The organism is Halorarum sp. SLYT50 (assembly GCF_059821265.1).
Genome location: NZ_CM187555.1, coordinates 2,725,757 through 2,749,253 on the forward strand (window position 1 = coordinate 2,725,757; position 23,497 = coordinate 2,749,253).

The 23,497-nt window shown below is 71.8% G+C and carries 21 protein-coding genes; 9 read left to right on the top strand and 12 right to left on the bottom strand.

Annotation, left to right across the window (positions count from 1 at the left end):
• Positions 1–265 precede the first annotated feature (265 nt).
• The 3 genes from AC6RUA_RS14300 (at position 266) to AC6RUA_RS14310 (ending at position 2,684) form a co-directional block, all read left to right on the top strand.
• A complete protein-coding gene (locus AC6RUA_RS14300) occupies positions 266–1,459 on the top strand; it encodes a 3-dehydroquinate synthase II (RefSeq protein WP_499813669.1) in 1,194 nt (397 codons plus the stop codon).
• A gap of 183 nt (positions 1,460–1,642) precedes the next feature.
• Positions 1,643–2,404 (top strand): hypothetical protein, encoded by a 762-nt coding sequence (locus AC6RUA_RS14305; RefSeq protein ID WP_499813670.1) that lies wholly within the window; start codon positions 1,643–1,645, stop codon positions 2,402–2,404.
• The gene (locus AC6RUA_RS14310; protein ID WP_499813671.1) at positions 2,391–2,684 is read left to right on the top strand and encodes an ArsR/SmtB family transcription factor; all 294 of its coding nucleotides are present in this window, start codon (positions 2,391–2,393) and stop codon (positions 2,682–2,684) included. The genes AC6RUA_RS14305 and AC6RUA_RS14310 overlap by 14 nt, the downstream gene beginning before the upstream one ends.
• Positions 2,685–2,734: 50 nt before the next feature.
• Here the strand turns inward: AC6RUA_RS14310 and AC6RUA_RS14315 are convergent, their stop codons facing one another.
• Both AC6RUA_RS14315 and AC6RUA_RS14320 read right to left on the bottom strand, forming a co-directional pair.
• A complete protein-coding gene (locus AC6RUA_RS14315) occupies positions 2,735–3,424 on the bottom strand; it encodes a type I 3-dehydroquinate dehydratase (RefSeq protein WP_499813672.1) in 690 nt (229 codons plus the stop codon).
• Between the two features lie 107 nt (positions 3,425–3,531).
• A complete protein-coding gene (locus AC6RUA_RS14320) occupies positions 3,532–4,488 on the bottom strand; it encodes a transcription initiation factor IIB (RefSeq protein ID WP_499813673.1) in 957 nt (318 codons plus the stop codon).
• 179 nt (positions 4,489–4,667) lie between these two features.
• Here AC6RUA_RS14320 and AC6RUA_RS14325 point away from each other — a divergent pair, with 179 nt between their 5' ends.
• A complete protein-coding gene (locus tag AC6RUA_RS14325; RefSeq protein ID WP_499813674.1) occupies positions 4,668–5,432 on the top strand; it encodes a helical backbone metal receptor in 765 nt (254 codons plus the stop codon).
• Positions 5,433–5,521: 89 nt separating this feature from the next.
• Here AC6RUA_RS14325 and AC6RUA_RS14330 read toward each other — a convergent pair whose 3' ends face one another.
• Complete coding sequence (locus tag AC6RUA_RS14330; RefSeq protein ID WP_499813675.1) at positions 5,522–6,898, bottom strand: outer membrane protein assembly factor BamB family protein; 1,377 nt, start codon at positions 6,896–6,898, stop codon at positions 5,522–5,524.
• Positions 6,899–7,041: 143 nt separating this feature from the next.
• On the opposite strand from AC6RUA_RS14330, the gene AC6RUA_RS14335 reads away from it, so the two are divergent.
• Together AC6RUA_RS14335 and AC6RUA_RS14340 are read left to right on the top strand one after the other, a co-directional pair.
• The gene (locus AC6RUA_RS14335) at positions 7,042–7,653 is read left to right on the top strand and encodes a DUF84 family protein (RefSeq protein WP_499813676.1); all 612 of its coding nucleotides are present in this window, start codon (positions 7,042–7,044) and stop codon (positions 7,651–7,653) included.
• 112 nt (positions 7,654–7,765) lie between these two features.
• A complete protein-coding gene (locus AC6RUA_RS14340) occupies positions 7,766–8,587 on the top strand; it encodes a class I SAM-dependent methyltransferase (protein ID WP_499813677.1) in 822 nt (273 codons plus the stop codon).
• 51 nt (positions 8,588–8,638) lie between these two features.
• Here AC6RUA_RS14340 and AC6RUA_RS14345 read toward each other — a convergent pair whose 3' ends face one another.
• Positions 8,639–10,543, bottom strand: coding sequence for a flippase-like domain-containing protein (locus tag AC6RUA_RS14345; RefSeq protein WP_499813678.1), 1,905 nt, complete (start codon positions 10,541–10,543; stop codon positions 8,639–8,641).
• A gap of 188 nt (positions 10,544–10,731) precedes the next feature.
• On the opposite strand from AC6RUA_RS14345, the gene AC6RUA_RS14350 reads away from it, so the two are divergent.
• On the top strand, positions 10,732–11,013 hold the full coding sequence (locus tag AC6RUA_RS14350; protein ID WP_499813679.1) for a DUF7123 family protein: 282 nt from the start codon (positions 10,732–10,734) through the stop codon (positions 11,011–11,013).
• Between the two features lie 120 nt (positions 11,014–11,133).
• Here the strand turns inward: AC6RUA_RS14350 and AC6RUA_RS14355 are convergent, their stop codons facing one another.
• The 7 genes from AC6RUA_RS14355 to AC6RUA_RS14385 all read right to left on the bottom strand — a co-directional run bounded on the left by AC6RUA_RS14355 (position 11,134) and on the right by AC6RUA_RS14385 (position 18,103).
• Positions 11,134–12,705, bottom strand: coding sequence for a sulfatase-like hydrolase/transferase (locus AC6RUA_RS14355; RefSeq protein WP_499813680.1), 1,572 nt, complete (start codon positions 12,703–12,705; stop codon positions 11,134–11,136).
• Positions 12,706–12,824: 119 nt separating this feature from the next.
• Positions 12,825–13,454: a winged helix-turn-helix transcriptional regulator gene (locus tag AC6RUA_RS14360; protein ID WP_499813681.1), complete on the bottom strand. Its 630-nt coding sequence runs from the start codon at positions 13,452–13,454 to the stop codon at positions 12,825–12,827.
• Positions 13,455–13,522: 68 nt separating this feature from the next.
• Positions 13,523–14,722: an SPFH domain-containing protein gene (locus AC6RUA_RS14365; RefSeq protein WP_499813682.1), complete on the bottom strand. Its 1,200-nt coding sequence runs from the start codon at positions 14,720–14,722 to the stop codon at positions 13,523–13,525.
• A gap of 109 nt (positions 14,723–14,831) precedes the next feature.
• Positions 14,832–15,422: an NfeD family protein gene (locus AC6RUA_RS14370; RefSeq protein ID WP_499813683.1), complete on the bottom strand. Its 591-nt coding sequence runs from the start codon at positions 15,420–15,422 to the stop codon at positions 14,832–14,834.
• 21 nt (positions 15,423–15,443) lie between these two features.
• Positions 15,444–15,626: a DUF7312 domain-containing protein gene (locus AC6RUA_RS14375; protein WP_499813684.1), complete on the bottom strand. Its 183-nt coding sequence runs from the start codon at positions 15,624–15,626 to the stop codon at positions 15,444–15,446.
• Positions 15,627–15,726: 100 nt separating this feature from the next.
• Positions 15,727–17,487 carry a pyruvate kinase gene (pyk, locus tag AC6RUA_RS14380; protein WP_499813685.1) on the bottom strand — a complete coding sequence of 587 codons (1,761 nt, stop codon included), beginning with the start codon at positions 17,485–17,487 and terminating at the stop codon, positions 15,727–15,729.
• A 247-nt stretch (positions 17,488–17,734) separates the two neighbouring features.
• Entirely contained in the window at positions 17,735–18,103 is a 369-nt protein-coding gene (locus tag AC6RUA_RS14385; protein WP_499813686.1) for a YqcI/YcgG family protein, read from the bottom strand.
• 79 nt (positions 18,104–18,182) lie between these two features.
• On the opposite strand from AC6RUA_RS14385, the gene dnaG reads away from it, so the two are divergent.
• On the top strand, positions 18,183–19,643 hold the full coding sequence (gene dnaG / locus AC6RUA_RS14390) for a DNA primase DnaG (protein WP_499813687.1): 1,461 nt from the start codon (positions 18,183–18,185) through the stop codon (positions 19,641–19,643).
• Here the strand turns inward: dnaG and gpmI are convergent.
• Entirely contained in the window at positions 19,614–21,158 is a 1,545-nt protein-coding gene (gpmI, locus tag AC6RUA_RS14395) for a 2,3-bisphosphoglycerate-independent phosphoglycerate mutase (RefSeq protein ID WP_499813688.1), read from the bottom strand. The two genes, dnaG and gpmI, sit on opposite strands and share 30 nt — an antisense overlap.
• Before the next feature lie 141 nt (positions 21,159–21,299).
• On the opposite strand from gpmI, the gene AC6RUA_RS14400 reads away from it, so the two are divergent.
• Positions 21,300–23,486, top strand: a complete 2,187-nt coding sequence (locus AC6RUA_RS14400; RefSeq protein ID WP_499813689.1) for a hypothetical protein — start codon at positions 21,300–21,302, stop codon at positions 23,484–23,486.
• Positions 23,487–23,497: the final 11 nt, after the last annotated feature.

Consider the following 23,497-nt stretch of genomic DNA (forward strand, 5'->3'; position numbering starts at 1 on the left):
CCACAGAAGTCGTTCCAGCGCGGCGGACGAGTCGAGCGTGTGGCTCGGGTCCGCGCCGTTCCGGTCGGCGGCGTCGCAGTACGGTCGACGCCGGCCGCCGCGAACGCCTCGCCGAACAAGTCGTCGGGGTTCGTGGACGCAGAGCGTCCCGTCGAGGCCGAAGCGGACGGCCACCGTACGGAGGGACGACGCGACCCGGAGGCGGGTTCCGGTGGCTCCGCCGTATCCGCCAACTTCAAGCGGGCCCACCGAGAGGGAGGGGACAATGGAACGAAAGCGGAGCGTCTGGCTTCGCGCCGACGACGGCGTGGGGGACTGGGACCGGCGGAAGCGACGGATAACCGCGGGGCTGGAGGCCGGCGTCGACTGGGTGCTCGTCGACGAACGCGACGTGGGGAAGGTGCGCGAACTCGGCGACGTGAACGTCGCGGCGTTCCGCTCGGACGCCGACGTGGACGTACTCGGCGTCGAGGACGGCGGGGACGAGACGGCGACGGCGGACGCGTACATCGTCGGCAAGGACGGCGAGGGGGACGGGACGGTCGAACTCCCGTCGGACCTCTCGGGGTCCGCGGACCTGACGACGCTCCGTCGGGGCGACAACCGCGCGCAGGGGGCGTACGTCCGCATCTTCGACGAGGAGTACGAGGCGTTCGCCGAGGCGGCCGCCGCCGACGCGGAGTTCCTCGTCACGGTCGGGGAGAACTGGAAGATAATCCCGCTGGAGAACCTCATCGCCCGCATCGGCGACGACACGACGCTCGTCGCGGGCGTCACCAGCGCCGACGAGGCGCGCACCGCCTTCGAGACGCTCGAACTCGGGGCGGAGGGGGTGTTACTGGACGCCGACGACCCCGACGAGATTCGGCGGACGGTCGAGGTGCGCGACGAGGCCGCCCGCGAGTCGCTCGAACTCACCTACGCCACGGTCACCGAAGTCGAGCGAGCGGGGTCGGCCGACCGGGTCTGCGTCGACACCGGGAGCATCATGGACCACGACGAGGGGATGCTCGTCGGGTCGATGTCGCGGGGGCTGTTCTTCGTCCACGCCGAGACGGCCGACTCGCCGTACGTCGCCTCCCGGCCGTTCCGTGTGAACGCCGGGGCGGTCCACGCGTACGTCCGCACGCCCGACGGCGGGACGAAGTACCTCAGCGAACTCCGGAGCGGCGACAGCGTCCAGGTGGTCGACACGACGGGGAAGACCCGCGACGCCATCGTCGGCCGGGTGAAGATCGAGAAGCGCCCGATGTTCCGCGTGAGCGCGGAGGTCGAGACGGACGACGGCGTCGACCGCATCGCGACGCTGGTCCAGAACGCCGAGACGGTGAAGGTGGCGACGAGCGAGGGGCGCACGGCCGTCACCGACCTCGAAGCGGGCGACGAGGCCCTCGTCTTCTACGAGGACGTCGCGCGTCACTTCGGGGAAGCCGTCGACGAGAGCATCATCGAACAGTAGTCGGACGCGGACGCTCTCCCCTTTTCCCCTCGCCACCGCTGACCTCGCGTTCTCTCGGTCGTTTCGCGCCCGTCCGACCCGCCAGCCTCGGCCGTGCCGAGCGTCCCGATATCGTCCGCTATGTGAGTCTAATGTGAGTTATAAGGGGCAGATTTATATACTTCGATGGATAGAACTCACAGTATGAGTCGAGAGGTCCGGATAACCATCGACGACGACGAGGTGTTCGAGCGGATGAAACACCGCAAGCGCGAACTAGACCTCTCGTGGGAGGAGGTACTCCACCGGGGACTCGCGCGGCCCGATGCGCCCGGCCCGTCGGCTCCGAGCGCACCCCAGGGTCCGGACCGGCCGTCGAGCGGCGCCCCCCGCGGTCCGGACGAGCGCCGGTACGCCGGCGGTCCCTACGGCTCTCACGACCCGGACGGGCGCGGCGACGACGACCGCTGGGACCGCTTCGCGACGGGGCTGGAACGGGGGATTCAGGACAGGGTGTACGACGCGCTCGCGTCGTCGTTCGGCGCCGCGGGCGTCGACGTGCCGCCCCGCCCCGAGCGCCCCGAGACGCCGTCGGACCTCGACGCGGAGATGGAGACGCTCGCCAGCGCCGAGGACGCGACGCTCGTCTTCCCGTTCCTCGACGACCGCGAGGCGTACGAGGTGCCGCTCCGGGTGGCGCTCGAAACCGGACCGGACGGGCTCGCGGTGACGGTGGTCGCGGTGAGGCGCGGGAAGGGCGTCGGGGAGGCGAACAGTTTCGACGCGTCGGCGCGAAAGCGGGTGAACACGACGCTCGCGACCGGCGAGGCGGCGACGCTCCGGGTCGGCGACGGCGCGGAGTCGTACCGGGTCCGCCCCGCCCTCTCGTGGACCCGCGGCGACGACGGTCGGCCGACGGTCGACGCGGTCGAGATCGCAGAGGTGCTCCTCGATGGCGAGGAGTAGGGGCGACGCCGACGGAACCGACGGGTCGGCGCTCGCGTCGACGTTCGACCTGCTGAGCGACGAGACCCGCCTCCGAATCGTCCGCGAACTCGCGGCCGACCCCGACCCGGTGTCGTTCAGCGACCTCTCCCGACGGCTGGGCGTCGACGACACGGGCCGGTTCAACTACCACCTCGGACGCCTCCGCGGCCGCCTCGTGGAGAAGCGCGGGGCGGGGTACGCGCTGACCCCCGCCGGCGCGCGCCTCGCCGCGCTTCTCGACGACTCGGTGTCCGCGTGAGGCCCCGCCGCCGCCGGTTCTGGTGCTGCTCTCCGCTCCCGCTCGCGCGCTCACCGGAGCGCGTCGACGAGACCGCGGAGCGTCGCCAGGTCGTACTGACCGGGGGCGGTCGCCGCGTCCGCCCGGACCGGCGCGTAACCGATGCGGGAGCCGTAGACGGGAGCGACCGCACGGGTGTGCTTGCCGGCCTCGCCCATCGCCATCGTCGCCACCGTCTCGCCGCGGCGGGTCGCCCGGTGAGTCGCCGACAGCAGCGCGAGCGCGTCGTCGCGGCCGTGCGCCGTCGTCGCCAGTTTCCCGACGTCACCCGCTCGCGCCGCAGCAGACAGGAGTGCGTCGAGCGTCCGCGGGTCGGGCGTCCCCGCGAAGTCGTGGACGGAGGCGACGACCGCTACGTCACGCTCCCGGGCGCGCGCCACGAGGTCCGCGACGGCGACGTCGTTCGTCCCCGTCGCTCTGCCGCGCAACGTCGCCAGTTCCACGTCGACGGCCGCGACCGCCTCGTACTCGACGGCGTCCGCGAGCGCGTCCAGCCGACCGTACGGGGGCGCCTCTCCACCCTCCCAGGTCGCGCGGTTCGTGACGAGGAGCGGGAGCGTCCCGTCGTACGCCGCGAGCGCGTCGAGCGGCGCGTCCGCGAGGTCCATCCGGAACTCGACACAGTCGGCGTGCTCGCGGGCGGCGGGTTCCTCCGTCGGGTCGGCCGTCGCCGCCGCGAGGCGGAAGGAGTCGAAGTCCATGCCCCGCGTTCCGCGCGCCGCGTGAAAACTCGCTCGGGGACGGCCGCGCCGCTCGCGCGTGTCGAGGTCGCGGGACGACGGACGGCGGCGTCAGCCGGCGGGTCGTCTCAGGTGACGAGGCCCTCCTCGGCTTCGAGGAGTTCGTGGTAGCGGTTGCGGATGGTCACCTCGGAGATGTCCGCCACCTCCGAGACGGCCGCCTGCGTCGTCTTCTCGTTGGTCAGGAGGGCGGCGGCGTACACCGCGGCGGCCGCGAGGCCGACCGGCGACTTGCCCGAGTGGACGCCCTGCTCCTTCGCGTTCTTCAACAGCTGTTTCGCGCGCATCTCTGCCTCGTCCGAGAGCCCGAGCGAGGAGGCGAACCGGGGGACGTACTGCTCGGGATCGGCCGGCTTGACCTCCAGTTTGAGTTCGCGGACGACGTAGCGGTACGTCCGGGCCACCTCGTCCTTGCTCACCCGCGAGACGTCAGCGATCTCGTCGAGCGAGCGCGGGACCCCCGCCATCCGGGCGGCGGCGTACGTGCAGGCCGTCGAGACGCCCTCGATGGAGCGGCCCGGGAGGAGGTCCTCGTCGAGCGCGCGCCGGTAGATGACCGACGCCGTCTCCCGGACGTTGTCCGGGAGGCCGAGCGCGCTGGCCATGCGGTCGATTTCGCCGAGCGCCTGCTTGAGGTTGCGCTCCTTCGAGTCGCGCGTGCGGAACCGCTCGTTCCACTTGCGCAGCCGACGCATCTTCTGGCGCTGGCGCGACCCGAGCGACCGGCCGTACGCGTCCTGGTCGCGCCAGTCGATGTTGGTCGACAGCCCCTTGTCGTGCATCGTGTTCGTGGTCGGGGCGCCGACCCGGCTCTTCTGGTCCTTCTCCGCGGCGTCGAACGCGCGCCACTCCGGCCCGCGGTCCACCGAGTCCTCTTCGACGACGAGCCCGCACTCGGCGCAAACCGTCTCGCCGTGCTCCTCGTCCGTGATGACGTGGCCGCCGCACTCGGGACAGGAGAGTCCCTCGTCGGCCGTGGTTTCCGTCTCCGTGGTTCGGTCTCTGGTGTGAGTTTTCTCGCTCATCGTGAGGGCGGGCGCTCCCAGGTGGCTTCGAAAAAACGCCTGGGTGGTTCCGTAACCAAATGGAAGGCCGACCCAACGGTTAAATCCCACGGTGTCGTGCGGCCCCGCCTCACCGCCGTGTCTCGGTCGGCGAACCGCGAGACGGGAGCTATTTGTGCGACGGTCTCCCACACCAGTCCGTGACACCCGAACCCGGCCGAGTCGTCTCGCTCGCGCCGAGCGCGACTGACACCGTCCGCGCGCTGGGAGCGGCCGACGCGCTCGTCGGCGTCACGCACCACACAGCGAACCGCGTCGGTGCGGCGGTCGTCGGCGGGTGGCCCGACCCGGACGCCGACCGGGTCGCCGCACTCGACCCCGACGCGGTGCTCACCTGCGACCCGCTCCAGCGACCGGTCGCGGACGACCTACGCGACCGAGGACTCCCGGTCACGCACGTCGAACCCGACACGCTCGACGGCGTGTTCGGCTCGATGCGCGAGGTGGCCGACGCCGTGGGACGGTCCGCCGCCGGCGACCGGTTCGTCGCCGACTGCCGTCGCCGCGTCGACCGCGTCCGCGCGGCCGTCCCCGACGACCCGTCCGACCGGCCGGTGGTCTACTGCGAGGAGTGGTCCGACCCGCCAATGGCCGCCGGGAACTGGGTGCCCGACGTGGTCGCGGCCGCCGGCGGGCGCTACCCGTTCGTCGCACCGGGCGAGCGCTCGCGTCCCGTCGCCGACGGCGAGGTGCCCGCCGCCGACCCCGACCACGCCGTGCTCCACGTCTGCGGACACGGGGAGCGCTCGGACCCAGACGCGCTCGCCGACCGGGAGTGGGACCTCGACGCCGCGGTGCACGTCCTCGACGACGACCTGCTCAACCGTCCCGGTCCGTCGCTCGTCGACGGGGTCGAGGCGCTCGCGGGGCTGTTTCACGAGGGAGCCGTCGACCGCGACGACTGAGCACGCCCCGGGTCGAACCTCCGGGGTCCGACCCGTCGCCGCTTCGTCCGTCCGCGCGGGTCGCTCTCCGCTCCCGTCGCCTGCTCGTCTCACTCGCTGGTGCCGCCGAGCGCGTACACCCGCGCGTCCTCGAGCGCCACGTACGCGGCGTCGCCGACGAGCGCCACCGTCGGGTCCATGACGTACATCGCCATCCCGGCGTCGGGTACCTCCATCTCGACGCGCCACAGGCGCTCGCCGCTGTCGGCGTCGTACCCCACTATCGCCTCGTACATCGGGGCGACGACGACCCCGTCTCCGAGCGCCGGCGAGCGGGCGTTCCCGTCCCCGCTGCTCCGCCACCGGAGCGCCCCGTCGGGCGCGTCGAGCGCCACCACGCCGCCGTGGTAGGTGTTCACGTAGACGTCGCCGCCGCCGACCGCCGGCGACGGGACCGGGTTGCCGTAGTCCTCCTCGACGACCGTCGCCGTCCAGACGACCGAGCCGTCCGCGGCGTCGACGGCCGCCACCTCCTCGTCGATGCCCGGGACGTACAGGCGGCCGTCCGCGACGGTCGGCGTCCCCTGGATGTCGGGACAGCAGCCGTCGCGGGAGACGACGCGCTCCGTCCACCGGTGGGCCCCGTCGTCGGTCTCGAACGCTGCGACCCGGCCGTCGGCCAGTCCCACGAACGCGGCGTCCGCACCGACGCAGGCTGCCGTGTACGCCTCGCCGTCGACCGCCGCCCGCCAGCGCTCTCTCCCGTCGGCGTCGTACGCCACGAGCGCGCTCGCCTCGTCGCGCTCGCTCGCGGAGTACTCGGTACTCTCGGAGGTCTCGGCGTTCTCGGTTGTTTCCGCGCGTTCCGGGCTTCCGCCGCCGGCCGTCGCCGCGAACAGCGTCCCGTCCGCGAACGCGGGCGGGCCGGTGAGCGGGGGAAGGCGCCGTCGCCAGTCGACCGCAGGCTCCGCCGGGTCAACGGCGACGAGCGTCGTCCCGCTCCGACCGGGCGGTCCGAGGGAGACGTACGCCACGTCCGCACCGAGCACCACCCCGGTCGGCCGTCCCGTCCCGACGCCGAGGACGAACCGCTCCTCGCCGGTGGCGGCGTCGAACGCGGCCAGTCGCGTCTCGGACCCCTCCGAGTCGTCCCGCTCGACGGCGTACGCGACGTACACCGTCGACCCGTCGACGACCGGTCCGACCGCGCCGTGAGGGTCGCCCCCGGGGCGGCGGAGCCACGCCGCTCCTACCCCCTCCCGCGGCGTCGACGCGTCCGGCGCGTGCCCGGTCCGCCCGGCGTCGTTCCCGCCCATCCGCCACCGCCCCCCCGCGTCGCCGACGGCGTGCGCGGGGTCGTCCGTCCGCGACGGCACCCGCGAGTCGTCGTCGCGCGGTCCGCGCGTCGGCACTGGTGAGAGACAGCCGGCGCCCCCGGCCGCGGCCGCGCCGAGTCCGCCGAGGAACCGCCGTCGCGTGGGTCTCATGCTGGCGGACGGTGCGCCGGGGACGGGGTAAGCCTTCAGGGGACACAAACGCGCGTCGTCGTTACCGCCAGCCCGATCCGGTGGAGTCGAGTGCGACGGGCGATACCGATGGGTTCTCGGTCGCGCCCCACTCCGGGACAGGCGTGCGCGTAGGCGTCGGTTCCGGCAACCCGGTGAAAGTGGACGCGACGGAGCGGGCGCTGTCGAGCGGTGACGACGAGTTCGCCCGGGAGACGACCGTCGAAGCGTGTCCGGTCCCGTCGGGCGTCCCCGAACAACCGCGGGGGAGCGCCGAGACCCGCCAGGGGGCCGTGAACCGCGCGGATGCCGTCCTCGCAGCCGGATACGACCTGGCGGTCGGTATCGAGGGCGGCGTCGCACCGCTCGCGGCCGCCGGGGACGTCGGGAACGTCGAGACTGTCGAGAACGCCGACGACGCGGACGCGAACCCGTCCCGTCCGGACGACGACGCGCTCCTGCTCGTCATGTGGGCGGCGGTGACCGACGGGACCCGGTGGGGCACCGCCGCCGGTCCGAGCCTCCGACTCCCCGACGGGGTCGCTCGCCGGGTCCGCGACGGCGCGGAACTCGGTCCCGTGATGGACGACGCACTCGACGAGGACGACGTGGCGCGGCGACAGGGCGCCGTCGGCGCGTTCACTGGCGGGCGCGTCGACCGGACCGACGCGCTCGCGGCCGCCGTGGCCGGCGCGCTCGGACCGTTCGTGACCGACCTCTACGGACCACCGGAGTAGGGGGCGTCGGGGACGGCTCTCGCCGAGGGGAGCGAAGACGCACGAGAGCGCCGCGTGCGACCCTGTGACGAACGAGCCGAACGTATATCTCCGCCTCCCGACGACTCGTGCCATGGACCGCCGCGAGTACGTCGAGGAGAACCGGGCGCACTGGGACGAACTGGCGGAACACCACCCCGACACCGACCACTACGACGTGGAGGCGTTCCTCGACGGCGAGTCGACGCTGCGACGCCTCGAACGCGAGGAACTCGACGCCGCGGGGGAGCGACTGCTCCACCTCCAGTGTCACTTCGGGCTGGACACGCTCTCGTGGGTCCGAGACGGCGGCGCGGCGCACGCCACCGGCGTCGACTTCGCGCCGACGGCGGTCGAGGCGGCGCGCGACCTGCGCGACCGGGTGGGCCTCTCGCCGGACCGCGCGCGCTTCGTCGAGAGCGACGTGTGTGAACTGGGTCTCGACGACGAGTTCGACGTCGTGTTCACCTCCTACGGCACCGTCTACTGGCTGCCCGACCTGACGCCGTGGGCGGGAGTCGTCGCCGCGCACCTCGTCCCCGGCGGGACGTTCTACATCGCGGACGGTCACCCGCTCGCCGCGCCGTTCCACCACGAGAGCACCGCAGACGACCTCCGGGTCGCACACCCCTACTTCGACGAGGGAGCGACGACCACAGAGTTCGACGGGAGCTACGCCGGGGAGGGATTCGGGCTGGAGCACAGGCGCGCGCACGGGTTCGCGCACCCGCTCGGAGAAGTCGTCACCACGCTGGTCGACGCGGGGTTGCGAATCGAGTTCCTGCACGAACACCCGTGGTCGTTCTTCCGGCGCTTCGACGCCATGGAGGCCGACGAGGACGGCCGGTGGTGGCTCCCCGGACTGGAGCACGACCTGCCGTTCACGTTCTCGTTGAAGGCGCACAAACCGGCCTGAGACCCGACCCGACCGTCCTGCTCGGCGACGGTTGACCGCTCGTCCTCGGTCTCAGTCGTTCGTCGGCGTCGCGTCCGCGTCGGGGTCGAGTTCCTCGCTCCCCTCCACGGCGGCGGTGAGCGAGACGTTCAGTCCGAGCATCGACCCGACGCCGCCGACCACGGTGACGGCGTTCTTCACGGCGTGGTCGAGCACCGCCGCGGCGAACGCGACGGCCGCGGGCACGCCGCCGAGGCCGACGACGAACGCCGTGAACGCCGCCTCGTACAGCCCGATGCCGCCGGGCGACAGCGGGAGCACCTTCGCGAGGTTCCCCACGGAGACGGCGAAGAAGCCCACCGCGAGGAACTGGACCGGCGACATCGCCGCGAGCGCGTCGGGGAACGCGGAGAGGACGAGGAGCGCCGTGAGCACGTCGAGCGTCCACACGGCGACGGAGGCGGCCCCGACGCGGAGGAACGACGACCGCTGGCCCGCGACGGTCTGGACGCCGGCGACGAACTCCTCGACCACGCCCACGACGTAGTCGACGTACGAGTCCGAGGAGAACCGCGAGACGACCGCGCGGACGTAGTTGCGCTCCGTCCGCGCGGACGCGACGATGGCGAGCAGCCCCGCGGCGGCCACGACGCCGACGGCGGCGGCCACCTGCACGGCCGTCCGGACCGCGCCGGGCGTCACGGCGTCGCCGCCGACGCTACCGGAGACGGCCGCCGCGACATCGCTCGTGTTCCCGGTGACCAGCAGGCCCAGCAGGACCGTCCCGGCCATCGCGGTGATGGTGAGCAGGTCGAACACCCGCTCGGCGGCGAGCGAGGCGACGCCCGTCGGGTACGGGATTCCCCGTCGGGCTTTCACCACGTACGCCCGGACGGCGTCGCCGGCGCGCGCGGGGAACACGAGGTTGCCGGTCTGGCTGATGAACACCGCGCCCGTCAGGAACCGGACCGTCTCGTGGTACCCCAACTCGTCGAGGATGTCGCGGTAGCGAAGCCCGCGCAGCGGCCACGACAGCGCGTACACGGCCGCCGCGAGGGCGACCGGACGGGGGTCCGCCTCCCCGAACGCCGCGAACACCTCGCTCGGGTCGAGGTACACCGTCATCAGCGCGAGCGCGAGCGCCGTGAGGAGGACGCCCGCGGCGACGGTGCGCCCCCGGGTGATGCGCGGGGAGACCGACAGCTGCCAGAACAGCCTCACGACCTGACTCCCCATGCCGAACACGTCGCGCACGAGGTCCACCTTCGAGTCCTCCTTCGGTTCCCAGGCGACGGGGAACTCCGTCACCCGGAAGCCCGCCCGCTGGGCGCGCACGAGCAGTTCCGTGTCCCAGAACCAGTGGTCGTCCTCGATGTCGTCTCTCAGCGCGTCGAACGCCTCGCGCGAGACGGCCTTGAACCCGCACTGGTGGTCCCGGAGGTCCGAGCGCAGGACCGTCCGCACGAGCGCGTTGAACCCCCGGCTCGGCACGCCCCGCTTCGCCGGCCGGTCGGCCCGCTCGCCGGGAATCCAGCGCGACCCCGTCGCCACGTCGTACTCGCCCGAGCGGACCCGTTCGACGAGCGCCTCGAGGTGGCGCATGTCCGTCGCGAGGTCCGTGTCGAAGTAGACGAGCGTGTCGCCCGCCGCTCGCTCGAACGCGAACTCCAGCGCACCCCCGCGCCCGAGGCGCGAGTCGCTGTGGAAGTGCCGTACCCGCTCGTCGGCGACGGCGAGGCGGTCCGCGATCTCGGGGGTGCGGTCCGAACAGCCGTCCTCGGCGACGATGACCTCGAACGCGTCGGCCGGCAGGAACCGCTCGACGGTGTCGACGGTGGTCCGCACCGTCCCCTCCAGCGTCGCCTCCTCGTCGTACGCGGGGAGGACGACGCTCACCTCGACGGCGTCGCGCCTCCCGTCGCTCGTCCCCGCGCGACGCGCGCTCGGCGCGGGAGCGTCGTCGCCGACACGACTCATTACGCCCCACATGGCCGGTCGGCGGGTAAGTACCTTCTGCACTCGTCTGCCGGGGTGTTTGACGACCGTACCGGTCTGCGGCCGGTGACGAGCGGTCGACGGTCGTCTGGCGGGGAGAACCGCACGACTGCGACGTGTTAATCCCGTGTACCAAACCCCCTATTGGTCGACGGGTCGTCCGTGGGTGTATGAGCGCAACCGAGGCGGCGACGGCTGAGACGACCACGACTGACGCGGGCGACGTCGCGCACACGCCGGACCTGACGGACAAGCAGGCCCGCATCCTCGAGTACCTCCGCGAGCAGGCGGCCACCCGGACGTACTTCAAGTCGCGCCTCATCGCCGAGGACCTCGACATGAGCGCGAAAGAGGTCGGCGCAAACATGTCCCCCATCTGTGAGGGCGAGTTCGACCTGACCGTCGAGAAGTGGGGGTACAGCTCGGGGACGACGTGGATGGTCACGGTCTGAGCCCGCCGGGTGCGGGTTCCCGCTCGTTCCGTCGACAGCCGACTCGAGCGCCGGACGCTCGGGAGCACTGCTGTCGGTCGCTCCGCGCCCCCGTGACCGTCGGTCGTACCCGACCGGGACTCACTCGCCGGGATAGTCGTCGAACGTGGATTCGGGCTCGTCGGTCACGACCGTCGGGTCGTACAGCGGCACGTCCGCGTCGACGACGGTACCGTCGGGCATCGCGTAGCAGTTCCCTGAGGGCGAGGCGGCCTCGGCGTCGAGCGCGTACGTCTCGACGAGTTCTCGGTCCCGTCTGCGCTGTCGTTCCGCCGCGCCGAAGTCCATCGTCTCGCTGACGAACCCGCGCAGGCGTTCGAGCCGGTCGCGCCGCTCGCTCCCGAGCGCCGCCGGGTCCGCCGCGAGGTTGCGCCGTTCGAGCGGGTCGGCGTCGAGGTCGACCAGCACCTCGGGTGCGTCCCGGAACCCGACGTACTTGTAGTCGCCGTCGCGGACGAGTCGGAACTCCGTCCCCTCCCCCCAGCGCGGAGTCAAGTTGTCGCAGACGACCGGTCCCCGGTCGGGCTCGGTGCCGCGTTCGACCGTTTCTGACAGGTCGACCCCGTCGAGGTCGCCCGGCGGCTCGACTCCCGCGAGTCCACAGAGCGTCGGAAAGAGGTCGACGAGACCGACGGGCGTCTCGACCGTCGTCGGGTCGGTGTCCCCTCGGCGGTGAGCGGGCGTCTGCACGAAGAGGGGGACCCGGGTCGCGGCCTCGTGCCACGTGTGTTTCCACCAGATGCCGTGTTCACCGGCGAGTTCGCCGTGGTCGGAGGTGTAGACGACCACCGTGTTCTCCAGGTGACCTTCACGACGCAGGGTCGCGAGGAACTCCCCGACGACCTCGTCGAGGAACTCGACGCACGCGAAGTAGGCCGCGCGAGCGCGCCGGCGCTCGGTATCGCCGATCTCCTCGGTCCGGAAGCCCTCGATCGCGCCCTCGGTCAGTGGGTGGGCCGACGTGTCGCCCTCGCGACCGACCTTCGGTTCGGTCAGCCGGTCGGTCGGCTCGTCGGCCTCGGAGTCCCAGTACCGCTCGAGATACCGTCGTGGGGCGGTCAAGGGGAAGTGCGGCCGCGAAAACGAGGCCGTGAGGAACCACGGCTCATCGCTCGCCGCTTCCTGCTCGCGAATCCAGGCGAGCGATTCGCGGACCGTGCTGTACTCCTGGAGGTGCGATTCGGGGACCTCCGTGAGGCCGGCGTCGCGCGTGCGGTCACGTACTCTCCGCCCACCCGCCCGGTCCAGCGGTTCCCACTGGTGCGTCGTCCCGCCGGTCAGGTCGCCGTACGGTCGGTCGTCGAAGCCGGCGAACTGCCGGTTCCCGCCGAGGTCCATCTTCCCGACGAGACACGTGTCGTATCCCGCGTCGCCGAGCGTTCCGGGGAGCGTCGCCGCACCGGGCGGAATGACCCGGTTGTTGTCCCACGCGCCGGCCCCGCGGACCTCGCGTCCGGTGAGGAGACAGAGGCGAGAGGGAGTGCACAGCGGCATCTGACAGTAGGTGTTCTCGAACGCGGTCCCTCCCGCGGCGAGGTCGTCGAACGCCGGCGTCTCCACCGGCTCGCCGCTCTCGGCGTCGCGGTGACCGAAACAGCGAAAGCTGTGTTCGTCGCTGAACAGGAACAGGACGTTGGGCCGGCCGTCTGGCATCAGTGGGTAGCTGAGCCTCGGTTCCGTAACGTTTCCGTCCGGTTTAGAGTCTTTTCGATGTTCGGTACGCTCTATCTACGTTCCTCCTACTACAGCACGCCCGCGGAGAACCCCTCCCGTCAGGGAGTTTCGCCCGGGCCGTCGTAGCTGATGAACGACGCGACGTCGTCGGCGAACGCGACGGCGTCGGCGCCGAACGAGTCGGCGTACCGGACCACGAGCGCGATGACCGCCTCCGGGCGCGCCACCCGGTAGCCGTCCGAGCGGTCGAGCAGCCCCGCCGCCTCCAGGTCGCCGGAGTAGTTGCTCACGGTCGCCCGCGAGACGTCGAGCGCGCGCGCCACGTCCGCCCCCGTCGCCTCCGGGTCGCGAAGCAGCGCGAGCAGCATCCCCCGGGGGGTCGAGCGGCGGAGGTAGCCGAGCGCGCGCCGTTCGAACGCGGAGAACCGTCCGGCCGGGAAGTACCGCCGGTAGTCGCCGTCCTTCTGGGAGACCACCGCCCCGTCGCGTTCGAGTCGGTGGAGGTGGTGTTGCGCCTCCCCGGTGCCGAGTTTCAGGTCGTCGCGGAGCTTCGAGAAGTGCGCGCCGGGCGTCGTCGCGAGGTACCCCCGGATGGCGTCGCGCACGTCCGAGGTGTCGCCGGCGTCGTCGCCGGCGGCGCGGCCGCTCGAAACCAGCGGCGTCGCCGCCCCGAGCGCCGCGAAGCGACGGAGCGTCGCCCGCTTGTCGGGGTCCACCTCGCGCGTCACGACTCCCCGTAGTGATACGGCGGGCAAAAGGGTGTCGGGGTATCGCGCCCCGGGAGGGACGGTCGACCTTACTCGTTCTCGGGTTCCGGTTCGGCCTCCCGGTCGCCGCCGCCGGCCGCACCGTCGCCCTCGCTGTTCTCGACGACCTCGTCGGCGGACTGGATGGTGTCCTCCTGGTTGGCCTCCTCGATGACCTCGTCGGCGGACTTGATGCTCGAGCCCATGTCGCCGGATTTGATGGCCTCGGCCTCCTGTTCGAGTTGTTCGGTGTCCATCTCGGCGGCCTCGTCGATCTGGCCGAGTATCTCGTCGATGTCGTCGAGACCGATGAGTTCGCGCGTCTCCTCGTCGAACTCGAGCGAATCGAGTCCCGCGGAGTCCTGTACGTCGCTGCCGGTCAACTGCTTGCCGTAGCGGCCGACGAGACTGGTGAGTTCCTGCGGGAGGACGAACGTGGTCGACTCGCCCTGTCCGATACTCTCTAGCGTCTCCATCCCCTTGTCGATGATGGCGCGCTCGCCCATCGACTCGGCCGACTTCGCGCGCAGCACGGTCGAGACGGCGTCGCCCTGCGCTTCGAGAATCTGGCTCTGTTTCTCACCCTGCGCCCGGATGATGTTCGACTGCTTCTCACCCTCGGCGCTCTCGACGGCGGAGCGGCGCTCACCCTGCGCCTCCAGAATCATGGCGCGGCGGCGGCGCTCGGCGGACGTCTGCTGCTCCATCGCCTGCTGGACGTCCTGGGAGGGGTTGACCTCGCGCACCTCGACCGACTCGACGCGGATGCCCCACTCGTCGGTGGGTTCGTCGAGTTCCTTCCGGATTCTGGCGTTTATCTCCTGACGCTTGTTGAGCGTGTCGTCGAGTTCCATGTCGCCCAGCACGGCGCGGAGGGTGGTCTGGGCGAGGTTGGAGACGGCCGTCTTGTAGTCTTCGACCTCGAGGAACGCCTTCTTCGCGTCCATCACCTTGATGTACACGACGGCGTCGGCCGTCACCGGGGAGTTGTCCCGCGTGATGGCTTCCTGCCGGGGGACGTCGAGCGTCTGTGTCCGCATGTCGAAGGTGTACGTCCGCGAGACGAACGGCGGGACGATGTTGATGCCCGGTTCGAGCAGCTTCCGGTACTCGCCGAACACCGTGAGCGCCTTCTTCTCGTAGGCGTCCACGATGACGATCGCCTGGTACACCGCGACGATGACGACGAGCAGGAACAACAGCCCCAGCACCGCCGCACCGAGGCCGGCTATCTGCAGTAGGAGGACCATACGCTAGCGGTTTCGTCCCTCCTAACTTAAGGATTCGCCCGCCTCTCGTCCGCCGCTTTCGGTCCGTCCGACGCGAGTCGTCGCCCGGCCGCCCGCGACCGGTCGCGCGTCACTCCAGTTCGCGCTCGCGCCCTCGGTCGTCTCCGCGCTCCTCGGTCCCCTCCTCCTCGCGCCGTTCGCGTCGCTGGCGTTCGCGGGCGAGTTCGCGGTCGATGTCGTCCACGCCGCCCTCGAGCGACTCCACGGTGAGGACGTTCCCGCCGCCGGGGTCGACCACCATCACCTCGGTGCCGACGGGTATCTCCCCGTCGACCGAGCGGGCGGAGTAGTGGGGACTGAATCCCCCGCCGTCGAGTTTCACCTCGCCGCCGCGCGGCGTCACCCGCTCGGTGACTCGTCCGGTCGCCCCGCGGAGCGACCCCGAGTCCGAGGTCTGTTGCTGGCCCTTCCCCCCGTAGATGTCGAGTTCGCGGTAGCCGTAGAACGCGAGCGCACCGAAGACGAGCACCAAGAGGCCGAGGACGAACGGGCCGGCGACCGGCCCCAGCACCAGTCCGACCAGCCCCGCCGCGAGCAGCGCCACCCCGAGCACGACGAGGTGCGCTCCCGGTGCGAGCGCCTCGAGGATGGAGACGATGAGCCCCGACGCGATGAGCAGCAGCGGGAGGGTCTCGGGACCGAGGAAGTCCAACTGGAGCATGGCGGTGAGTGAGAGACGGCGCTACAAAAGCGTGGCCGAGAGGAACACGAGCAGCGTTCCGAGCGCGCCCACCGCGACGAACAGGGCGTTCTCGACGGACACCGACTCCGGTTCGATGGGGGCGCGTTCGGGCGGAACGATGCCGTCCTCGTCCACCTCGTCGAGGCCGAATCGCCACTCGCCCTCCTCGTCGCTGTCGCTCATACCCAGAGTAGGTCGGTCGGCGGTAAATGGGTGTCGGGGAGTCGGTCGTCGCGGTGGGGCGAATCGGGCGGACCCGACCCTCGGTTCCCGTCCCCTCGCCTCAGCGTCCCTGGGCGTGTGTGATGACGTCCCCCTCGTAGACGACGCCGCGTTCGGCGTCGAGCGTCACGGTCGTCCCGTCGGGCAGGTCGTCCGGGAGCGGCGCGCCCGACACCATCGGTACGCCCACCTCGCGGGCGACGAGCGCCGGGTAGCCCGTCATGCCCGCGCGCGCGTCGATGATGCCGCCGAGCGCGGCGGTGTCGCCCGTGAACTCGCCGTCGAACTCGGCGGGCAGGTAGACGATACTGCCCGCCGGCAGGTCCGAGATGTCGCCGTCGTCCACCCGGTACACCGGTCCCGCGGTCCGTCCGCCGACGACGTTCCGACCGGTGACGACCGTCTCGGCGGCGACGTGGAGCTTGAGCGTGTTCGTCGTGCTCGTCCCCTCCAGTTCGGTCATCATCCCCGAGAGGACGACCAGCGTGTCGCCCGAGGAGGCGACGCCCGCCTCGAAGGTGGCCGAGACGGCCGAGTCCATCACGCCCTCGATGCCCGGCGAGTGGTCGGCGTACATCGGCCGCACGCCCCACGAGAGCGCGAGCTGGCGGCGCACCCGGTCGCTCGGCGTCGTCGCCACGACCGGGACGCCGGGACGGAACTTCGCCGCCTTCCGCGCGGTGTACCCCGACTCCGTCGCCGCGACGACGCTCGCGGCGTCGGTGTCGCGCGCGAGGTAGCGCGCCGACCGGGCGAGCGCCTCGGTCCGGGAGTCCTCGTCGGCGAGCGGGACCCGCTCCTCGCGCGTCTCGGCGTACTCGTCGCTGGTCTCGACCTGCCGGACGATGCGGTCCATCGTCCCCACGACGCGCACCGGGTGCTCGCCGACCGCCGTCTCGCCCGACAGCATCACGGCGTCGGTCCCGTCGAGCACCGCGTTCGCCACGTCGGACGCCTCCGCGCGGGTGGGTCGCCGGGCGGTCACCATCGAGTCGAGCATCTCCGTCGCCGTGATGACTGGCGTACCGGTGTCGACGCACCGCCGGATGATGCGCTTCTGAATCATCGGGACGTCCTCCAGCGGGCACTCCACGCCCAGGTCGCCGCGCGCGACCATCACCCCGTAGGCCGCCTCGACGATGCCGTCGAGGTTCTCGACCGCACCCGCCCGCTCGATCTTCGCGACGATGGGTATCTCGCCCGCGCCGCGCTCGTCGAGCGCGTCCGAGACGGCGTACACGTCCTCCGCGTCCCGGACGAACGAGGCGGCGACGAAGTCGACCGACTTCTCGGCCGCGAGGTCGAGTTCCCGCTCGTCCCGCTCGGTGATGGTGTCGAGACCGAGGTCGACCCCCGGGACGTTCACGCCCTTGCGCGAACCGAGCTCCCCCCCGGACTCGACGTGCGCGACGACCGCGCCGTCGTCGGTCACCCGCCGGACGACCGCCTCGATGCGCCCGTCGTCCAGCAGGACGACGTCCCCCTCCGCGGCGGCGTCGATGGGGTAGCTCACCCCCACCTCCTCCGGCGTCGCGGTGTCACCCTCGACGAACCGCACCTCCGACCCGGTCACCAGACGGACGGGGTCGTCCAGTTCGGCGGTCCGGACCTCCGGCCCCTGGAGGTCGAGCATCGCCGCGAGCGGCCGGTCGGTCGCGTCGTCGACGGTCCCGATGCGGTCGATGACGCTCCCCCGGTGGTCGGTGTCCCCGTGGCTGGCGTTCAGGCGGGCGACCGACATCCCCGCCTCGGCCAGCGCTCGAATCCGCTCCCGTTCGTCCGACGCCGGCCCGAGCGTGCAGACGATTTTCGCTCGTCGCATTCTTGTCCGGAGGGTCTCGCCCGCGCCTGATAAAGGTACGACGATGGAGTCGAATCCGAGTGAAATCCGAGCGTGCAGACGATTTTCGCTCGTCGCATTCTTGTCCGGAGGGTCTCGCCCGCGCCTGATAAAGGTACGACGATGGAGTCGAATCCGAGTGAAATTCGCGTGGGTCGCCGGTCGCTCGGCTACTCCGCGTCCGCTCGGCGGTTCGCCCCGCCCGCGTCGGCCGCCCCGTCGATGCCGGTCAGCCAGCCGAGCACCTCGGCCGTCGCCCGGACTCCGGCGAGCGGGCGGGCGGCGCGAAGAACGCGACGAGGGGCGCGCGGCCCGCGTGGTCCCGGCGGGTGTCGAGGTACTCCTGAACCGCGTCGCGCAGACCGAACAGCGCGCCGGGGGCGGTGAGCGACGGCACCGCCGTGTACAGCAGGTCGCCGTTCTCGACCGCGTGCGTCCCGAAGTGACCCGGGAACGGCGTCCCGTTCCGCTCGCCCGTCACCCCGGCGGTGAACGTCTCGAAGTGGCGGTCCGGCTCTCGCGGGAGAGCGCGACGGGACGACTCGACCGGTCCGCCGGCCCGGTTCGACGCGCTCCCGAGTACGATAGGTATATCCACCTCTGGGCGCTTATATACCGAACGGTGACGCGGTTCATACTCACCACATCACCATCACACCCCCCAGGAGGGGACATCAATGGACGACACTGCGAAATATCTCATACACGCACGCATCACCGCCGACGGCGTCGTGGAACGGAGCGACGTGGTCGGCGCCGTGTTCGGACAGACCGAGGGACTACTCGGTGACGAACTGGACCTCCGCGACCTCCAGCAGAGTTCGAAGATCGGTCGCATCGACGTCGGCGTCGACTCGGAGAACGGCCAGAGCTTCGGCCAGATAACCATCGCGTCGAGTCTCGACAAGGTCGAGACGTCGATTCTGGCCGCCAGCCTCGAATCCATCACCCGCGTCGGGCCGTGTGAGGCGCGCGTCGAGGTGACCGACATCCAGGACATGCGCGCTGCCCAGCGGCGCGAGGTGGTCGAACGGGCCAAGGAACTGCTGTCCACCTCGTTCGACGAACCGGTCATGGACTCGACGGGCATCCTCGAGGAAGTCCGGGAGGCCCAGCGGGTCGAACGCATCGACGAGTACGAGGGCCTCCCGGCCGGGCCGCGCGTCCGCGACTCGGACGCCATCGTCGTCGTCGAGGGGCGCGCGGACGTGCTCACGCTGCTGAAGTACGGTATCAAGAACGGGGTGGCGGTCGAGGGGACGAACGTCCCCGACGCCGTCGCGGACCTGACGCGCGAGCGCACCGTCACCGCGTTCCTCGACGGCGACCGGGGCGGGCGGCTCATCCTTCGCGAACTCGCACAGGTGGGCGACGTCGACTACGTCGCGTTCGCGCCAGACGGACAGTCGGTCGAGGACCTCCCGCGCAAGCACCTGCTCGCGGCGCTCCGCGAGAAGGTGCCGTTCGACTCGCTCGACGTCGACGAACGGCCGGGAGCACTCTCCGACGCCGGGGACCCGGGCTCGGTCGCGGCCACCGACGGGAGCACCCGCCCCGCGCCCGACGCGACGCCGGGACCGGCGGCCGATGCGCCCGAGACGACCGAGCAGCCGGCGTCTCCGTCGGCCGAGGCGAACGAAGACGGAGCGGTCGACGAGGAGTCGACCGGCGCGGCCGACAACGGGTCGGACGCCGGCCGACCGGACGCTGACGACGGAACCGGCGACCCCGACGGGGACGAGGAACCGAGGCGGCCGCGGAGGGGGCGGAGCCGGGTGAACCGACGACGCTCCCGGAGCACGTCCGGGACGTCATCGACGGCTCGACCAACCACGCTCGCGTGCTCGGCGCAGACCAGGGCGTGCTCGCGGACGTGCCGGCCGCCGAGGCGTTCGACGCGCTCTGTGACCCCGAGTACGACGACCCGCCGTTCGCGCTCGTCATCGACGGCGAACTCACGCAGAAGGTGCTCGACGTGGCCGCCCAGCGGGGCGTCGAGCAGGTGGTCGCGGAGAGCGAGGGGGAGTTCGTCAAGCGGCCCACCTCCGTCCGGGTCCTCACGGCGGACCGACTCGCCTCGGTCTGAAACTGACCCTGGGCGGTCTGGGCTACTCCTCGCCGTTCGCCTCCTCCAGTAGCGACGCGCCGGTCATCGCCTCCGGCCGGTCGACACCGACGAGCGACAGCAGCGTCGGTGCGATGTCGACGAGCGACCCGCCCGTTCGGACCCGCCGGCCGCCGTCGGTGCCGTCGGGAGCGACGTAGACGAACGGCACCGGCGCGAACGTGTGGGCCGTGTGCGGTTCCGCTGGCGTCCCCATGTCGTCGGCGTTGCCGTGGTCGGCCGTGACGAGCAGGTGGCCGCCGGCCTTCCGGACCGTCCCGGCGAGGCGAGCCAACTGCGCGTCCACCGCCTCGACGGCGGCGACGGCCGCCTCGAAGTCGCCGGTGTGGCCCACCATGTCCGGGTTGGCGTAGTTGAGCACGAGCACGTCCGGGTCGCCCGACTCGATGGCCTCGACGGCCGCGTCCGTCACCTCGACGGCGCTCATCTCGGGCGTCTCGTCGTACGTGGGCACGTCGGGGCTCTCGACGATGTGTCGCATCTCCCCCTCGAACTCCACCTCGCGCCCGCCGTTCAGGAAGTAGGTGACGTGGGCGTACTTCTCCGACTCCGCGATTCGGAGTTGGGTGAGGCCGGCCTCCGAGAGCACCTCCCCGAGCGTGTCCGCCGGCTGCTCGGGCGGGAACGCCACCGGGAGGCCGAACGTGGCGTCGTACTCGGTCATCGTCACCAGTTCGACCTCTGGAGACCGGGTCTCGACCCCCGTCGCCTCCCAGCCCTCGGACTCGATGTCGGCGAGCATTCGGGTGAGCTGGCGCGCCCGGTCGGCCCGGAAGTTGAAGAACACCGCCGCGTCGCCGTCTTCGAGCGCCGGGCCGCCCTCGACGAGCGTCGGCTCGACGAACTCGTCGGTGTCGCCGCGCTCGTAGCTCTCCTCGACCGCCTCGACGGCCGACGCGGTCTCGTGGTCGGCCTCGCGGTTCACGATGGCGTCGTACGCCCGCGCCGTCCGCTCCCAGTTCCGGTCGCGGTCCATCGCGTAGTAGCGTCCCGACACCGTGGCGACGCCGCCGGTCCCCCGGTCCTCGGCGTGCGCCTCCAGAGCCGCGAGGAAGTCGACGCCCGACCGCGGCGCGGTGTCGCGCCCGTCGGTGAACGCGTGGGTGACGGCGTCGAGTCCACGCTCGGCGGCCGCGTCGATGAGCGCGTGGAGGTGCGCCTGGTCCGAGTGGACGCCGCCGTCGCTCACCAGCCCCAGGAAGTGGACCCGGCCGTCGCCCTCCGCCGCGTGGGCGAACGCCCGGGCGACGGCCTCGTTCTCGGCGAACTCGCCCGCCTCGATGACGTCGTTGATGCGGGTGTACTCCTGGTACACCGTCCGCCCGGCGCCGATGTTGACGTGACCGACCTCGCTGTTACCCATCTGGTCGCTCGGCAGGCCGACGTCCCGGCCGTACGCGGTGAGCGTCCCGAACGCCCCCGCCTCCCGGAGGCGGTCGAACGCGGGCGTGTCCGCGGCCTTCACCGCGTCGCGCCTGTCGTGGTCGCCGAGGCCCCACCCGTCGAGGATAACGAGCGCCGCTCGCATGGGCGGACCCACCGGGGCCGGCGGCATCACTCCGTCGGTTCCCGCGGTGGTCCCGAGCAAGTCTCGGAAGACGATAACTGGACCTGGAGTTATATCCGGAGGGAGGTGAACGGTCGCCCAACCGAGGGGAACACGTTGGGAGTGACACGACGGAGACTGCTGCTGGGGGGAGCGAGCATGGGCGCCGCGACGCTCGGTGCCGGCGCGGTGCTCTCGCGGACCGGGGAGCGCCCGCCGACCGACGCGCCGGACGAGGCGGACGCGAGGCGACTCGCGGAGGCGTACGCGCCGGACCTCTACTTCGGGGCGGGCGAGCGCTGGTTCCCGACCGACCCGGGACGCTACGCGACCGAACGCGACGGGCGGACCGTCGTCGACGGGTTCGACGCGCTCGACGGCTACACCGCGGAGTTCAAGCGGGAGGGAGGCCCGCCCGCGCCGACGGTGTTCTACAGCGTCCGGCGCTACCGCGACACCCCGCTCGCGGTGGTCCAGTTCTGGTTCTACTCGGTGTTCGACCAGTTCACGACCAACTTCCACTGGCACGACTGGGAGGTGCTACACGTCTTCGTCGACCTGGACGCGGGCGACGAGGTGGGCGAACCGGCCCTGTTCGTCGCCAGCGCGCACGCCCGGAAGTGCCCGAACAACGAGTTCGTCGACCCCGAGACGGACCGCGCGAGTATCATCAGCGAGGTGGGGAGCCACTCGTCGGCGCTCGGGGTGAACCGCTCGCGCGACACGTTCGAACGGCTCCCCGGCGCGGGCGACACCGCCGACGTGAACAACGGCCTGCTTGACCTCGTCGACCTGCCCGCGGCGTACGGCCTGCCGCGCGACGAGGGGTTCCGCCTCCCGTTCGCGCTGCCGGAACTCGACGGGGGTCCGCTCCACGAGCACCCGGCCCTCCCGAACGTCGCCCGGGAGGACCTCCTCCCGGACGCGCTCACCGTCCGGGAACTCTCCGGGCTCCCGTCGCCGCCCGTGGACCTCCCGCCCCGGGAGCCGGGCCGCCAGTTCGCGTTCGCGGGCCGCGACGACGCCGGCGAGGCCGACCACACGTACGAACTCGCGGCGATGGCCGAGGTGGACGTCGACGAACTGACCGGCCCGCAACTGAGCTTCGAGTTCTCCGTCCCGGCGTTCGCCGAGGACGCCGTGGCCTCGCACCTGACGTCACCCTCGATGCCGGACGCCCAGCCTCGCTTCTCCGACCCCCTCGCCGACGTGACCGACCCCGACCACCGCCGGGCTATCGTCGACCGGTTCGGACTCGACGTCGGGGAGGGACCGACCGACGCCGTCGTCGCCGCGGTCCGCGAGGCACACCCGTCGGCGGACGCGCCCGGCGACAACGGCATCGAAACGCGGGACCCGCGTACGGAGGCGGTCGCGCTCCTCGAATCCGAGCCGACGGCGGTGCCGACGTTCACCGGCGTCCTCGCGCTCCGGGACGTCCCCGCGGGCGACCACCGCCTCACGGTCAACGCCGCCGGCGTCGCGCCGTACGCCCAGCGACTCGACCACGACGGCGAGACGACCACCGCCGCCGGCGCGGACGGGTCGGTCGTGATGACGGCGAACGAGGACGCGGTGAAGCTCCGTCTCGACGCGAGCGGTCCGGACGGGCCGTCGCTCGCCTCGCTGTCGGTCACCGACGACTTCGGTGGCACCGTCTACGAGGGCCGACCGGCCGGCGACGACCGGGCCGGCGTCTACGTCCACCGGGCGGGCGCGTACACGGCCGAGGTGACCGACGAGGCGGGCCGAACCGGCGCGTATCGCGTCAACCCCGGACCCGACCAGACCGACGCGACCATCGAGAACGTCGAGACGGGGAAAGCCGCCGCCGCGCGCTTCCTCGCGACGTTCCTCGCCGAGACGTTCGAGCAGGGGCTCGCGCTCGCGCTCGGACTCGACCTCTCGTCGCTTGACCTCCCGGACGAGAGCGTCGAACGCGGCGAGCGCGGAGCGGACGGGGACCGAAGCGACGACGGAACCGGTCGCTCGTCGGTCGCGGACCTCGTCGAGGGTGCGGCCGCGGGCCGGTTCCCGGCGCGCCTGAAGGAGGACGGCGTCTACGTCCGCGTGCTCGCGCCCGTCGCGGAGGCCGTCGACGCCGCATCGCGCGCTCACGACGCGGCCGCGGCCGGCGACGCCGCCGCGGCGAACGGCGCGCTCCGCGACGCGAGCGACGACGTGACGGCGGCCCGGGAGGCGCTCGCGAGCGCCGGCACGCGGCTCGAACGGGAGTTCCGCGCGCTCCTCTCGACGCGGCTCCCGACCGCCCACGAGCGCGCGGCGGCGACCATCGATGCCGACCTCTGAGGCGGCGAGTC